Origin of the sequence: Streptomyces sp. NPDC001507 (genome assembly GCF_042894765.1) — a bacterium.
GTDB lineage: Bacteria > Actinomycetota > Actinomycetes > Streptomycetales > Streptomycetaceae > Streptomyces.
In genome coordinates this window covers 482124-496610 of record NZ_JBIAVV010000004.1, presented here as the reverse complement: position 1 = coordinate 496610, position 14487 = coordinate 482124, and the positions used below count along the sequence as shown (strand labels likewise).

11 protein-coding genes and 2 pseudogenes are annotated in these 14487 nt (G+C 68.8%); 8 read left to right on the top strand and 5 right to left on the bottom strand.

All coding sequences use genetic code 11. The features are described from left to right. Positions 1 to 69: 69 nt before the first annotated feature. Both ACFY0K_RS16010 and ACFY0K_RS16005 read right to left on the bottom strand, forming a co-directional pair. Positions 70 to 2472, bottom strand: coding sequence for a cation-translocating P-type ATPase (locus tag ACFY0K_RS16010; protein WP_390640343.1), 2403 nt, complete (start codon positions 2470 to 2472; stop codon positions 70 to 72). 327 nt (positions 2473 to 2799) lie between these two features. Beyond that, positions 2800 to 3054, bottom strand: coding sequence for a DUF2530 domain-containing protein (locus ACFY0K_RS16005; RefSeq protein ID WP_390640342.1), 255 nt, complete (start codon positions 3052 to 3054; stop codon positions 2800 to 2802). Positions 3055 to 3166: 112 nt separating this feature from the next. On the opposite strand from ACFY0K_RS16005, the gene ACFY0K_RS16000 reads away from it, so the two are divergent. After that, entirely contained in the window at positions 3167 to 4618 is a 1452-nt protein-coding gene (locus ACFY0K_RS16000) for an NCS2 family permease (protein ID WP_390640341.1), read from the top strand. On the opposite strand, the gene ACFY0K_RS15995 is transcribed toward ACFY0K_RS16000, so the two are convergent. Then, on the bottom strand, positions 4611 to 4805 hold the full coding sequence (locus ACFY0K_RS15995) for a ribbon-helix-helix protein, CopG family (protein ID WP_351957022.1): 195 nt from the start codon (positions 4803 to 4805) through the stop codon (positions 4611 to 4613). The two genes, ACFY0K_RS16000 and ACFY0K_RS15995, sit on opposite strands and share 8 nt — an antisense overlap. 154 nt (positions 4806 to 4959) lie before the next feature. Between ACFY0K_RS15995 and ACFY0K_RS15990 the strand changes: the two genes are divergently transcribed. Together ACFY0K_RS15990 and ACFY0K_RS15985 are read left to right on the top strand one after the other, a co-directional pair. Then, complete coding sequence (locus ACFY0K_RS15990) at positions 4960 to 5397, top strand: MarR family winged helix-turn-helix transcriptional regulator (RefSeq protein WP_390640340.1); 438 nt, start codon at positions 4960 to 4962, stop codon at positions 5395 to 5397. A gap of 29 nt (positions 5398 to 5426) precedes the next feature. After that, complete coding sequence (locus ACFY0K_RS15985; RefSeq protein ID WP_390640339.1) at positions 5427 to 6776, top strand: MFS transporter; 1350 nt, start codon at positions 5427 to 5429, stop codon at positions 6774 to 6776. A 35-nt stretch (positions 6777 to 6811) separates the two neighbouring features. Here ACFY0K_RS15985 and ACFY0K_RS15980 read toward each other — a convergent pair whose 3' ends face one another. Next, entirely contained in the window at positions 6812 to 7330 is a 519-nt protein-coding gene (locus ACFY0K_RS15980) for a GNAT family N-acetyltransferase (protein WP_390640338.1), read from the bottom strand. 26 nt (positions 7331 to 7356) lie between these two features. Between ACFY0K_RS15980 and thpR the strand changes: the two genes are divergently transcribed. Continuing rightward, positions 7357 to 7929 carry an RNA 2',3'-cyclic phosphodiesterase gene (gene thpR, locus ACFY0K_RS15975; RefSeq protein WP_390640337.1) on the top strand — a complete coding sequence of 191 codons (573 nt, stop codon included), beginning with the start codon at positions 7357 to 7359 and terminating at the stop codon, positions 7927 to 7929. 230 nt (positions 7930 to 8159) lie between these two features. Here the strand turns inward: thpR and ACFY0K_RS15970 are convergent, their stop codons facing one another. Then, positions 8160 to 9047 carry an aldo/keto reductase gene (locus ACFY0K_RS15970; RefSeq protein ID WP_390640336.1) on the bottom strand — a complete coding sequence of 296 codons (888 nt, stop codon included), beginning with the start codon at positions 9045 to 9047 and terminating at the stop codon, positions 8160 to 8162. 51 nt (positions 9048 to 9098) lie between these two features. On the opposite strand from ACFY0K_RS15970, the gene ACFY0K_RS15965 reads away from it, so the two are divergent. The 4 genes and pseudogenes from ACFY0K_RS15965 to ACFY0K_RS15950 all read left to right on the top strand — a co-directional run bounded on the left by ACFY0K_RS15965 (position 9099) and on the right by ACFY0K_RS15950 (position 14465). Next, a complete protein-coding gene (locus tag ACFY0K_RS15965; protein ID WP_390640335.1) occupies positions 9099 to 10748 on the top strand; it encodes a recombinase family protein in 1650 nt (549 codons plus the stop codon). Between the two features lie 1126 nt (positions 10749 to 11874). Next, a pseudogene (locus ACFY0K_RS15960) lies at positions 11875 to 12450 on the top strand (AAA family ATPase). A gap of 438 nt (positions 12451 to 12888) precedes the next feature. Beyond that, a pseudogene (locus ACFY0K_RS15955) lies at positions 12889 to 13419 on the top strand (recombinase family protein); the annotation flags it as partial. Positions 13420 to 13475: 56 nt separating this feature from the next. Continuing rightward, positions 13476 to 14465, top strand: a complete 990-nt coding sequence (locus tag ACFY0K_RS15950) for an aldo/keto reductase (RefSeq protein ID WP_390640334.1) — start codon at positions 13476 to 13478, stop codon at positions 14463 to 14465. The last annotated feature ends 22 nt before the right edge of the window (positions 14466 to 14487 follow it).

The following is a 14487-nucleotide window of genomic DNA, read 5'->3' as shown; positions in this document are numbered from 1 at the left end:
AGGGGCGCGGGGAACTGCGCGACCAGCCACCACCGGCCCGCGCGGTTCCCCGGCACCGTCACCACCGCATCAAACCGGGTACTTCCGCTCCACCCACTTCCAGATGAACTCCAGCACCGCCGACCCCGCCACGGCCACGCCGACGGCAGTCCACGGCATCGCCACCCCTACCAGCTTCAACGCGAAGAAGCTCTGCAGCGCGGGCACGGCGAGCACGAACACGAAGGCCACGCCCATCGCGGCCACCAGGGCGATCCGCCACCACGTGTACGGGCGGGCGATGATCGCCAGCACCCACAGCGAGATCAGGAACAGGGTCAGGGTCGCGGCACTGGTCTCGGCGTCCAGGGATCCCGCCCCCGTGTAGTAGTGCCGGGCGACCAGGTACGTCACGAAGGTCGCGACACCGGCCACCACGCCCCCCGGGATCGAGTAGCGCATCACCCGGCGCACGAAGTGCGGCTGGGCCCGTTCCTTGTTCGGTGCCAGGGCGAGGAAGAAGGCCGGGATGCCGATGGTCAGGGTGGAGAGCAGGGTCAGGTGCCTCGGCAGGAACGGGTACTCGACCTGCCAGCAGACCACCAGCACCGCGAGCAGCACCGAGTACACCGTCTTGACCAGGAACAGCGTGGCGACCCGGGTGATGTTGCCGATCACCCGCCTGCCCTCGGCCACCACCGAGGGCAGCGTGGCGAAGCTGTTGTTCAGCAGCACGATCTGGGCGACCGCCCGGGTCGCCTCGGAGCCCGAGCCCATCGAGACCCCGATGTCGGCGTCCTTGAGGGCGAGTACGTCGTTCACGCCGTCGCCGGTCATCGCGACCGTGTGCCCGCGTGACTGCAACGCCCCCACCATGTCCCGCTTCTGCTGCGGGGTGACCCGCCCGAACACGGTGCCCGCGTCGAGCGCCTCGGCCATGCCGTCCCGCTCGGCCGGCAGCCGGCGCGCGTCCACCGTCGTACCGCTGAGGCCGAGCTTGGCCGCCACCGCCCCCACCGACACCGCGTTGTCACCGGAGATGACCTTGGCGCGGACGTCCTGGTCGGCGAAGTAGCGGAGGGTGTCGGCGGCGTCCGGGCGGAGCCGCTGCTCCAGGACCACCAGCGCGGTGGCGCGGGCCCCCTGCGGCACCTTCGGGTCGTCGAGGTCCCGGCCTGCGCGGGCGAGCAGCAGCACCCGCAGTCCCTGCTCGTTGAGGCGCACGGTCTCGGCCAGCGCCGGATCGTCGGCGCCCAGCAGCACATCCGGGGCCCCCAGCAGCCAGGTACTGGTCTCCCCGTCGCCCTCGCTGAAGGTCGCCCCGCTGTACTTGCGGGCGGAGGAGAAGGGCAGCGACTCCACGCACCGCCAGTCCTCGCTGTCCGGGTAGGCGTCGATGATCGCCTGGAGGGAGGCGTTGGGACGCGGGTCGGACTCGCCGAGCGAGCCCAGGACCTTGCGTACGTACGTCTCGTCGACGCCGTCCAGCGCCCGCAGCTCGGTGACGTCCATGCCGCCCTCGGTGAGGGTGCCGGTCTTGTCGAGGCAGACGGTGTCGATGCGGGCGAGCCCCTCGATCGCGGGGAGTTCCTGGACCAGGCACTGCTGGCGGCCCAGCCGGATCACGCCGATCGCGAAGGCGACGGAGGTGAGCAGCACCAGGCCCTCGGGGACCATGGGGACGATGCCGCCGACGGTACGGGCGACGGCGTCCTTGAGCCCGTTGTTCTTGACCACGAGTTGGGTGGCGACCAGGCCGATCGCGGCCGGGACCATCATCCAGGTCACGTACTTGAGGATGGTCGAGATACCGGTGCGCAGCTCGGAGTGGACGAGCGTGAACCTGGACGCCTCCTCGGCGAGCTGGGCGGCGTACGCCTCCCGGCCGACCTTCGTCGCCGCGAACGCGCCGCCGCCGGCCACCACGAAGGAGCCCGACATCACCTGGTCGCCAGGGCGTTTGACGACCGGGTCGGCCTCACCGGTGAGCAGCGACTCGTCGATCTCCAGGCCGTCGGCCTCGGCGCACAACCCGTCCACCACGATCTTGTCGCCGGGGCCGATCTCGATCAGATCGCCGAGCACGATCTCGCTCGTGCTCACTTCGACGGCGGCTCCGTCCCGGCGCACGGTCGGCCGCGACTCGCCGATCACCGCGAGCGAGTCCAGGGTCTTCTTCGCCCGCCACTCCTGCACGATGCCGATGCCCGTGTTGGCGAGGATCACGAAGCCGAACAGGCTGTCCTGGATCGGCGCCACGACCAGCATGATCAGCCACAGCACGCCGATGATCGCGTTGAACCGGGTGAAGACGTTCGCGCGCACGATCTCGCCGAACGAGCGGCTGCTGCGAACGGGTACGTCGTTCACCTGGCCGCGCGCGACCCGCTCCGCGACCTCGGCGGTGGTCAGGCCGGCCGCCCCGCCCGGCGGCACCGGCAGCGGTACGGGATGCACGGGGTCGAGCTCGGCGCCCGCGTCGATGTGCTGCATGCATTCGACGGTACGTGCGGATTTGCGCGTTCACCTGCCGAGTGCCCGGAAGATCCGACCAGGGGAGGACCGAACTCGTGCGCAGGTTGTAGACGCCGAGGCCTTTGCCCACCCGCCCGCCCGACCCGGTCCTCTGAAAAGCCGGGGCACTCCCCGTCCTGCCCGGCGTTCGAGCAGGAGGCCCGGGCGCTCCGCCGGAAGTGCCGCGATCTGCCGACTGCCGCGCCCGTCGTGGCTGGTCGCGCAGTTCCTCCCCCGGCCTTCGGCCGGGGGACCCCCAGCGCCCCTTACGGGGCGCTGCCCGTCCGGCGTCCGAGGGCGAGGTCCCTACTCGGTCGCCCCCAGGTGCGCCTTGATCGCCGCGTCTCGTCGCTTCACGTAGTACACGCCGATCAGGCCGAGGCCGCCGCCGGCCAGGCAGGTCCAGATCCACCAGGTGTGGCCGTGGTCGGAGTACCAGCCGTAGAAGGGGAGCTGGGCCAGGAAGAGGACGAACCAGATGATCGTGCCGCCGATGATCGTCGGGACGACAGGGCCCTCAAGGGGCTCGGGTGCCTCGTGCTGGGGGGTCCACTTCGCCATGGCGCTCAGCTTACGCACTCGCAAGGTCTACGCGCGGAGATAGCGATCTCGGCATCATATGTTCATACTGAAACCGTTTGTGTTTGACCACTTTCGATCGTAGGAAACTCCAATGTCGACCCCGGCTTCCACTCAGGCCCCCGCCCCCGAACAGCCGGGTGCGACCCCCGCGTACGGCGCGCTGGATCGTTACTTCAAGATCTCCGAGCGGGGCAGCACCCTGGCCCGCGAGGTGCGCGGCGGCTTCGCCACGTTCTTCGCGATGGCGTACATCATCGTGCTGAACCCGATCATCCTCGGCAGCGCGAAGGACATGTACGGCCACCAGCTCGACCACGGTCAGCTGGTCACCGCCACGGTCATCACCGCGGCCTTCACGACGCTGCTGATGGGCGTCATCGGCAACGTCCCGATCGCGCTCGCCGCCGGCCTCGGCGTGAACTCCGTCGTCGCGCTCCAGCTGGCCCCGCGGATGTCCTGGCCGGACGCCATGGGCATGGTGGTGCTGGCCGGCATCGTCGTGATGCTGCTGGTCGCCAGCGGTCTGCGCGAGCGCGTGATGAACGCCGTCCCCTACAGCCTGCGCAAGGCGATCTCCATCGGTATCGGCCTGTTCATCATGCTGATCGGCCTGGTGGACTCCGGCTTCGTCACCCGCATCCCGGACGTCGCCCAGACCACCGTCCCGCTCCAGCTCGGCACCGACGGTCACCTCAACGGCTGGCCTGTGCTCGTCTTCGTGCTCGGCGTGCTGCTCACCCTCGCGCTGATCGTCCGCAAGGTCTCCGGCGCGATCCTGATCTCGATCGTCGCGATGACCGTGCTGGCGCTGGTCATCAACGCCGTGGCGCACGTGACCACCTGGGGCCTGACCGTCCCGACCTGGCCCGGCAACCCCGCGGCGACCCCGGACTTCGGCCTGCTCGGCAAGGTCAGCCTCTTCGGCGGCTTCGGCAAGGTCGGTGTGCTGACCGGCATCCTCTTCGTCTTCACGGTCCTGCTGTCCTGCTTCTTCGACGCCATGGGCACGATCATGGGCGTCAGCGACGAGGCCAAGCTGACCGACGCCCAGGGCTACATGCCGGGCATCAACAAGGTCCTCTTCATCGACGGCGTCGCGGTCGCGGTCGGCGGTGCCAGCTCCTCCTCGGCCACCACCTGCTTCGTCGAGTCCACGGCGGGCGTCGGCGAGGGCGCCCGCACCGGCTTCGCCAACGTCGTCACCGGCGGCCTGTTCGCCGTGGCGCTGTTCCTCACCCCCGTCGCCACGATGGTCCCGTCCCAGGCGGCCACCCCGGCGCTGTTCGCGGTCGGCTTCCTGATCCTGGCCGGCTCGGTCAAGGAGATCGACTGGGCCGACTACACGCTCGCGATCCCGGCCTTCGTGACCATGGTGATGATGCCGTTCACCTACTCGATCACGAACGGCATCGGCATGGGCTTCATCACCTTCGTGGTGCTGCGCCTGGCCGCCGGCCGGGCCCGGGAGATCCCGGTCGCGATGTACGTGGTCTCGGCGGTGTTCGCCTTCTACTACCTGATGCCGGCGCTGGGTCTCACGTGACCTTGACCTGGTCGCCGTAGAACCTCTCCGTCTCCTCGACGGCGGCCGAGAACCGTTCGTCGAAGTCGTCCCGAATGAGCGTCCGGACCACGTAGTCCTGGACGCTCATTCCCCTTTTCGCCGCGTGGCATCGGAGCCGGTCGAGCAGCTCCCCGTCCATCCGCAGGCTGAGCACACTGGTCCCCATGGATACGAGGGCGCCACATCCGTGCGCCCGATGCGTCACTTTCCGGTGATGACTCACCCGGAAGGGTGATGAGAGGGGTTCAGTGGCCGAGGTCACGGGCATATCGGCGTGTCCGGGTGGTCTTTAGGAAGAGTAATGAGTTATTCTAAAGAACATGCCGGACCTTACCCATGGCGACGACGCGGCCGCCGTGAACTCCCTCCGCTCCGCCGTGATGCGACTCTCGCGACGGCTCAAGCACCAGAGGGTCGACGAGTCACTGAGCCCCACCGAGATGTCGGTGCTGGGCACCCTCTCCAACTGCGGCCAGGCCACCCCCGGTGAGCTGGCCCGCAAGGAGCACGTGCAGCCGCCCTCGATGACCCGCATCGTGGCGCTGCTGGAGGCCAAGGGACTGGTCCGGCTTGAGCCGCACCCCGAGGACCGGCGCCAGAAGGTCGTCACCAGGACCGAACAGGCCGAGACGATGCTCGAAGAGAGCCGTCGCAAGCGCAACGCGTTCCTGGCCGGCCTGGTCGACGGACTCGACGAGGACGAGTGGGCGAAGCTCCGCGCCGCCGCCCCCGTGCTGGAGAAGCTCGCACACCTGTAACAGCCGATAGAAGGAGGAGGCGAATCCGTTTGAGTACGGGACCCGGAACACCTTCCGCCCCCGCACCGACCGCCCCTACTACCCCCGCAGCCCGCAAGTCCTCGATGTTCAGCTCGCTGAAGGTCAGGAACTACCGGCTGTTCTTCGCCGGCCAGGTCGTCTCGAACATCGGCACCTGGATGCAGCGCATCGCGCAGGACTGGCTGGTCCTCAGCCTCACCGGCTCCGCGACCGCCGTCGGCGTCACCACCGCCCTGCAGTTCCTGCCGATGCTCCTCTTCGGCCTCTACGGCGGGGTCCTGGTCGACCGCCTCAACAAGCGGCGCGCCCTCCTCGTCACGCAGACCTCGATGGCCCTCACCGGCGTCGCGCTGGCCCTGCTGACCCTCTCCGGCCACGTCCAGGTCTGGCACGTCTACCTCGCCGCCTTCGTCGTCGGCCTCGCCACGGTCGTCGACAACCCGGCCCGCCAGTCCTTCGTCTCCGAGATGGTCGGCCCGGACCAGCTGCAGAACGCGGTCAGCCTGAACTCCGCGAACTTCCAGTCCGCCCGCCTCGTCGGCCCGGCCGTCGCCGGCCTCATGATCACCGGCGTGGGCACCGGCTGGGCGTTCCTCTTCAACGGCCTGTCCTTCGTCGCCCCGCTCGTCGGCCTGCTGCTCATGCGCGGGCGTGACCTGCACGTCGTGCGGCGCGCCCCGAAGGGGAAGGGCCAGCTCAGAGAGGGCCTGCGCTACGTCGCCGGACGCCCGGACCTGACCTGGACCATCATCCTGATCGGGTTCGTCGGCACCTTCGGCTTCAACTTCCCCGTCTACCTCTCCGCCTTCGCGGACGACGTCTTCCACGCCGGCGCCGGCTCCTACAGCCTCTTCAACACCCTGATGGCGGTCGGCTCGCTGGCCGGCGCCCTGCTCGCGGCCAGACGCGGCACGGCCAAGCTGCGCGTGATGCTCGCGGCGGCGGTCGCCTTCGGCGGCCTGGAGCTGGTGGCCGCGACCGCCCCCTCCCTCTGGCTGTTCTCCCTGCTCATGGTCCCGATCGGCATGTTCGGCATGACGGTCAACGTCACCGCCAACACCACCGTCCAGATGGGCACCGACCCGGCCATGCGGGGCCGGGTGATGGCCCTCTACATGATGGTGTTCATGGGCGGCTCGCCCATCGGCGCGCCCATCGCCGGCTGGATCACGGACACCTACGGCGTCCGGGCGGGCCTCGCCGTCGGCGGTGCGATCGCCGCCGCCGCGGCGATCGGCATCGGCCTCGTCCTGGCCCGGGTCGGCAACCTCCGCCTCTCGGTCGGCTGGCACGGCGGCCACCCGCGGGTGCGTTTCGTCCCGAGAGAGCAGCAGGAAGAGCTCGCACCGGCGGCCTGAGACACGGGAAGCCGCGACTGCCGGCCCGGAGGCGACTACAGCCTCCGGGCCAGCACCTGTCCCGGCCAGTCGCGCATCGCCGTGTAGGTGTCGGTACGGGTGAAGCCGTTGCTCTCGTAGTAGCGGACGAGCTTCCCGTCGGCGCCCGCGTAGCAGTCCACCCGCAGCAGCGCGACGCCCGCCCGCCGGGTCTCCTCGGCCGCGTGCGCCAGCAGGGCGCTGCCGATGCCGTGGCCCTTGAAGCGGCGGTCGGAGGCGAGCCAGTGGATGTACCGCTCGGGTTCACCGGGCGGCGGCAGATGGGCCAGGTAGGCGCCGGGCGCGTCGGTCAGGGTGAGCGTGGCGGCCGGTACCCCGTCCGCCTCGGCGAGGTACGTGACCCCCTCGGCCATGTACCGGGCGACCGACTCGGCGGTCTTCTCGTTCGCCGACAGCGGCGTCGTCCCCCACTGCTCGGTCCGCCCCTGCCCCACCAGCCACTCCACGCAGCTGTCGAGCATGCCGAGGATCACGGGTATGTCGTCGGGTCCGGCTTCCCTGATGGTGATCCGCATCGCCCCATGATGGCAGGGTGGTCCGCATGAGACTCTTCGCCGCCGTGCTTCCCCCGGAGGACGTGGCCGCCGAACTCGCCGAACGCGTGGCCGAGTTGAAGAAGCTGCCCGGTGCGGGGGCGCTGCGCTGGACCGGCCGCCCCGGCTGGCACTACACCCTCGCGTTCTACGGCGAGGTCGACGACGACGTCGTACCGGACCTCTCGGACCGCCTCGCCCGCGCCGCCCACCGCACCCCGCCCTTCGCGCTGGCCGTCGCGGGCGGCGGACAGTTCGGACACGGCAGGGCGCTGTGGGCGGGGGCCGACGGCGACCTGGACACCCTGCGCCTGCTGGCCGACCGCGTGGAGGCGGCGGCCCGGAAGGCTGGCCTGCCGATGGGGGAGCACCGCCGCTACAAGGCCCACCTGACGGTGGCCCGCAGCCGGGACGCGGTGCAGGTACGGCCGTACGTGGCGCTGCTCGCCGAGTTCGCGAGCCGGACCTGGACGGTCGGGGAGCTGGCGCTGGTGCGGAGCAGTCTGCCGACGTCGGGGGTGCCGGGGGAGCAGCCGCGGTACGAGGTGGTCGGCCGCTGGGAGCTGGGGGCGGCCGGTTAGGCTCGTTGCCGTGGACCCGAAGACCCGGAACCGGATCATGGCCGGTGCGCTTGTGTTGTTGTTCGTGGTGGTTGCCGTGGCCTCCGCCATGAGGTGAGGGCCGGGTGGAGGGGGAACTGCGGCCGCCGTTGTCGGCCGCGGGCCGGCGGTGGCTGGTCGCGCAGTTCCTCCCCCAGCCTTCGGCCGGGGGGACCCCCAGCGCCCCTGACGGGGCGCTCTCCCTGACGGGACTACCAGGCGAAGGCCTCCGGGGACGGGCCCGGGCCCGGGAAGATCTCGTCCAGTCCGGACAGCAGCTCCTCGCTCAGCTCGAGCTCCACGGCCCGCAGTGCCGACTCAAGCTGCTCCGCGGTCCGGGGGCCGACGATCGGGCCCGTGACACCCGGACGCGTGAGCAGCCAGGCCAGGGCGGCCTCGCCCGGCTCCACGCCGTGCTTGTCCAGCAGGTCCTCGTAGGCCTGGATCTGGGCGCGGATGGTGGTGTTGGCGAGGGAGTCCGCGGCGCGGCCACTGGCCCGGCGCCCGCCCTCGACCTCCTTCTTGATCACACCGCCGAGCAGCCCGCCGTGCAGCGGCGACCAGGGGATGACCCCGAGGCCGTACTCCTGCGCGGCCGGGATGACCTCCATCTCGGCGCGGCGCTCGGCGAGGTTGTACAGGCACTGCTCGCTGACCAGGCCGATGGTCCCGCCGCGCCGGGCGGCGATCTCGTTGGCTTGGGCGATCTTGTAGCCGGGGAAGTTGGACGACCCCGCGTAGAGGATCTTGCCCTGCGTGACGAGGGTGTCGATCGCCTGCCAGATCTCCTCGAAGGGGGTCCGGCGGTCGACGTGGTGGAACTGGTAGACGTCGATGTAGTCGGTCTGCAGCCGCTTGAGGCTGGCGTCCACCGCGCGCCGGATGTTCAGCGCGGAGAGCTTGTCGTGGTTGGGCCAGGCGTCCCCGTCGGCGGCCATGTTGCCGTACACCTTGGTGGCGAGCACGACCTTGTCGCGGTGGACGGGGCTCTTGGCGAACCAGTTGCCGATGATCTCCTCGGTCCGCCCCTTGTTCTCACCCCAGCCGTACACGTTGGCGGTGTTCAAAGATCCATTTTGTCGCCATGATCCGAACCGCATACCGTCATCCCTTGTGCGCGCTGCGTGACACAGGGGAGAGGGAGAGCGAGCATGGCGAGAGTTCTGGGTGTGATCCGACTGTCGAGGGTGTCGGACGAGACCACATCGCCGGAGCGTCAGCGTCGGTCCATCCAGCGATGGGCCGATCAGGAGGGGCACGTCGTCGTGGGGTGGGTCGAGGACATCGACGTGTCCGGCGGGGTAGAGCCGTGGAAGCGTCCCGAGTTCGTCAAGTGGCTTCCCTCGACCATCGGGAAGGAGGTCAGCGCGATCGAGCACCGGATCGCGGTGGAGGAGTCGCGCGCCGACGAGTACGACATCATCTGCGCGCTGAAGATCGACCGTCTCTCGCGACGCGTGCTCCACGTGCACGCCCTCCTGGAGTGGTGCGAGAAGAACGGCAAGGAGGTCGCCACCGTCGAGGACGGGATCAACCTCAACACGCAGATGGGGAAGCTCCTCCTCAGCCTGATCGCGTCCTTCGCGGAAGGGGAGCTCGAAGCCATCAAGGCGCGGGCCAAGTCCTCGTACAACCACCTGGTGAAGGAGGGGCGCTGGCGCGGCGGCCGCACTCCGTACGGTTACCGGGAGGAGAAACAGGAGACCGGCGACGGATGGAAGCTCGTCCCGGACGACTACGGGACCGACACGGCCGGGACGCTCCGTGAGATCGTCCGCCGTCTCATCGCGGGCGAGTCGGCGAACAGCATCGCGCAGTGGCTCAACGAGGACGTGTCGAAGACCCCGACGTCACTCGACGCCCAGACGATCCGTAACGGCAAGACCCCGAAGGGAAGCCGCTGGACCGCCGCGAACACGGCCAAGGTCGTACGTTCCCGCTGCATCCTGGGGCAGATGGAGGTGTCCGAGGAGGTGATGGTCGACGGGGAGAAGACGACACGACGCCGGGTCGTCCGGGACGCGGACGGTCGGCCCCTCCAGCGCGTGGAGCCTCTGATCACGCACGAGGAGTGGGAGCTGGCCAACAAGAAGCTGGACGAGAACACCAGCAAGCGCAACGGCAACCGCAAGGGTGGGTCGCCCTTGCTCCAGGTCGCGTTCTGCACATGTGGGGAGCCGGCGTATCTCGCCCCTGGCCGTAACTGGCCCTACTACCGCTGCGCCTCCCGTACCACGCACAAGCCGTGTCCGACCGGAAGCAAGGGCATCGCGGCGCACACGCTGGAGGACGCCGTGGGGAAAGCGTTCCTCCTCGCTGCCGGGGACGTCGAGATCGTCCGGAAGGTCTTCCGGCCGGGCGTGGACTACACGCGCGACATCGAGGAAGTGAACCGCGCCCTCTCGGACCTGATGGAGGACCGCGAGGCGGGCCTCTACTCCAGTGAGCTGGGCAAGCAGGAGTACCGGGAGGCGTACAAGCGGTTGGACGCGCGACGTGAACAGCTCATCGCGCAGCCCACGCGCCCGGACTCCTGGGAGGAGATCCCGACAGGAGAGACCTACCGGGAACGGTGGAGCACGTTGTCGACCCAGCACGAAAAGGGCAGGGAGCTACGCGCCGCAGGGGTCAAGGCCGTCATCCATGCCGAGCCGATTCCCGGGATGACCGCCGCGCAGCTCATGGCTCCCGATGGCCATGACGGGATGTGGCAACACCCAGTCGGGAGGGTTCAGGTTCTGATCCCCATGGACTTCAAGCAGCGTCTGCGCAACATGGCGGCGGTTCACAGCGAAGGCTGACCGACAACTGCATGCGACGAGGAGGGCCCTGTGGTCGGGGCCCTCCTGCGCGTTTGTAGGATGCCCGGCAGGTGTCGCCGCCGTCGCTCCCGACCGCAAGAGACCGAGTCCAGGCCCGATGCCCTGGGCGCCCAACCTGTGAAGTGCCGTGCCTCCCGCACGGCACCCCCGCGAAGAAGGGAGACACATGTCCCGCCGTCCGGCGGGGTCGCCGGCGCACCCTCGTGCGCCTCACAGGAAGGAGCCGCGAACCAGTGGCCATCAGCTTCGGTCATGACCGCCCGTGGGGCGGAGTCTCCCAGCGCGAATACCAGCGCAGGGCCCAGGACCCTCTACACCCGCTGGCCTACCGTGTCCACTTCGCCGCCATCGGATGGGCCGACAGTCACGGGCAAGCAGCCTTCGCCCCTGGGAAGCTGGCCACCCTCCTCGGCAAGGACGGCAAACCCCTGTCTGACCAGAGCACGAACAACGCGATCGCACGCGCCAAGAGGCTCGACCTTGTATCGCCCCCGGTCGGGAGCCGCTTGCCTTGTTCTTGGTTCTCACCTTTTCCAGAAGGGGAAGGGCGCTCCGGTGCCGTGCCGCGTCCATCAAGACCGGTGAACAACACACCGTACGTGTAGCCAGCACACGCCAGGCGTGTACCGGCATTGCCAGTGGCCTGCGGAAACGTTCGCTTCCTCTCTCTTCTTCTTGTCCTCACTTGCGGCCCCGAAGGGGGCCGACGGAGGGAAGCCTCGTTCGATCTACGGCAAGCGCAGTAGGGGCGCGGTAGCGCCCCGAAGAGACGGGCATCGGCGAAGCGGTAGAGAGCATGGGCGGCCGAACGGCCGCCACAGTCTGAAGCTGCTACGACAGAGCGGCCCCGCCGGGGCCGACAGGAGCAAGACCAAGGGAGGCGCTGCCGCGCCCCCACAGGCAGGGCCGTCAGGCTCCGTTCCTTGCTCTCCCCCGCCGTCGCCAAGGAGGCAGGACAAGTGGCCTCGACACCGTGAACCGGTCCCGCTTGACGGTGGGATTCGGCACCGCTGAGCGATCTTTCGGGCATGTTCCGCCGATGGAATTTACCCCCAGCCATCCGAGCGGGATGCTGATCCAACACACCGGGGTCCGACGCGCGGGCATGGCAACGGGGGAGAAGATCGCTTTTATCGTTTGGGTGAACGGTGCGTTCGGCAGCGGGAAGACCACGCTGGTGGACGAGTTGCGTCCGCGCTGGCCGGAGGCGCTGGTCTAGGACCCGGAGATGATCGGCTTTGTGCTGCGGGAGATCGTGGAGGTGCCGACCGGCGACTTCCAGGATCTTCGGTTGTGGCGACGGCAGGTGGCCGACCTGGCGGTGGGGCTGGTTGAGGAGTACCACCGTCCGATCCTTGTCCCCATGACTTTGGTCAACTCCGGGTATGCCGATGAGATCTTCAACGCTCTGGAGGATGCCGGCATCGGTGTTCACCACTTCTTCCTCAAGGTCCCCCAAGAGGTCCTGGAGAAGCGGATCGAGGGCCGGAGCTTCACTCCAGACGACCCCGAGCAGGATGAACGGGTACGGCGCTGGTGCAAGGACAGGATCGAGTCGTGCATGGCCGCAGTCGACGCCCTGCCCAGCGACACGGTTTTTCTGGACGGCGAGTTGACTCCGCAGGAGCTTGCCGACCAGGTGCTGGTCCGGGTCCGGTCCGGTGGGACGCGCGGTGCATGATCGCGGTGGTGGTCTGTGGTCAGCCACGTACTGCCTGGAGGAGGGGCCGACCTGAAGGACCCTGAAACCGTGGCAGAATTTGAGCCGGTAAGACCCGGCGGTCGGCAAGCGCCCGCCAAGGGGTCATACCCCACCCCTCTCCGCTGTTGGCCTCTCGCCTTGTCTCGGCCCTCCTCTTCACTGTCGATCCGGCAAGCGTGAGCCCCTGCCTTCGCTCCGCCGTCGACAGGCTGGCCCTGCATCCCATGGAAGGCGAACGGCTGTGCACCCGCGTGAGCGGTCGACAGGCTGCGCCCTTGGTAGTGGGCGAGAGCGAAGCGACAGACCGGCAGACAAGCCCACAGCCCCTTGCCGCGGCGACCGGGGCGCAGCACTGTCCGACACCGGGCAGAGGTGCGACACCCGACCGTGGCGCCGTGTGACCAGTAACGGCCGCTCGATGACCAGGAAGCGCAGTTGCAGCGCGACGCGCTTACGGCCGCAGGCTGCGCCCGGATCTTCGAGGACAGAGCATCGGGCAAGAACACCGACCGGCCGGAGCTGCGGTCAGCACTCGACTACGCCCGCGCCGGCGACACTCTGTGCGTGTGGAAGCTCGACCGCTTCGCCCGGTCGCTCATCGACCTTGTGACCATGGTCGACACGCTTCGGGAGCGTGGTATCGGGTTCAAGGTGCTCACGGGTGCACTGGCCAACATCGACCCCAGCACGGCCGATGGCCGTCTCATGCGCCAGGTGGTAGGAACCATGGCGGAGTTCGAGCGCAGCCTCATCATGGAGCGCACCCGCGCCGGACTCGGCGCAGCCAAGGCGCAGGGGCGTACCGGCGGACGGCCGTCCGCCGTGAACGAGGACGTGCTGACCGTGGCCCGCGCGAGGAAGGCGAAGGGAGAGAGCGTCAGTGCCATCGCCAAGGCTCTGGGCGTCTCCCGGGCCACGCTGTACCGGCACCTCGGAGACGACTCCTGACGGCGGAACCTGATGCCCTTGCCTGGAGCGGACTCGAAGCAGTTGGCTTGTGGCCCATGAAGTACACGCAGCTCGGACGTACCGGACTCAAGGTCAGCCGACTCGTTCTCGGCACGATGAACTTCGGTCCGCAGACAGACGAATCAACCAGCCACGGCATCATGGACGCCGCTCTCGACGCGGGTCTGAACTTTCTGGATACGGCCAACGTCTATGGGTGGGGTGAGAACAAGGGCCGCACCGAGGAGATCATCGGAACTTGGTTCGCCCAGGGTGGCGGGCGGCGCGACAAGGTCGTCCTCGCCACCAAGGTGTACGGGAACATGGCGGGCGACGGGGACGTCTGGCCCAACCACGACAAGCTCTCCGCGCTGAACATCCGACGGGCCGTCGACGCCTCTCTCAAGCGGCTGCAGACCGACTACATCGACATCTACCAGTTCCATCACATCGACCGGTCGACGCCGTTCGAGGAGATCTGGCAGGCGATCGACGTCCTGGTCCAGCAGGGCAAGATCCTCTACGCGGGGTCGTCCAACTTCCCCGGCTACAAGATCGCCCAGGCCAACGAGACCGCCGCCCGGCACGGCCGCATGGGCCTGGTCAGCGAGCAGTGCCTCTACAACCTCGCTGAGCGCCGCGCCGAGATGGAGGTCATCCCGGCCGCGCAGGACTACGGCCTCGGTGTCATCCCCTGGTCTCCGCTGCACGGAGGACTGCTCGGCGGCGTCCTCAAGAAGGAGGCCACACAGGGGCGCCGGGCGAGCGGTCGCGCTGCCGACGCGCTCAAGGACACCAAGACACGCGAGCAGATCCAGGCGTACGAGAACCTCCTCGACAAGCACGGCCTGGAGCCCGGTGAGGCGGCACTGGCCTGGCTGCTGACCCGCCCCGGCGTCACCGGCCCGATCGTCGGCCCTCGCACGCAGGAGCAGCTGGACTCGGCGCTGCGCGCCCTACAACTGGAGCTGAGCGAGGAACTGCTGACGTCTCTGGACGAGATCTTCCCCGGTCCCGGACCGTCTCCCGAAGCCTTCGCATGGTGAGGTAGCGGGTCTGTGTCGGAGT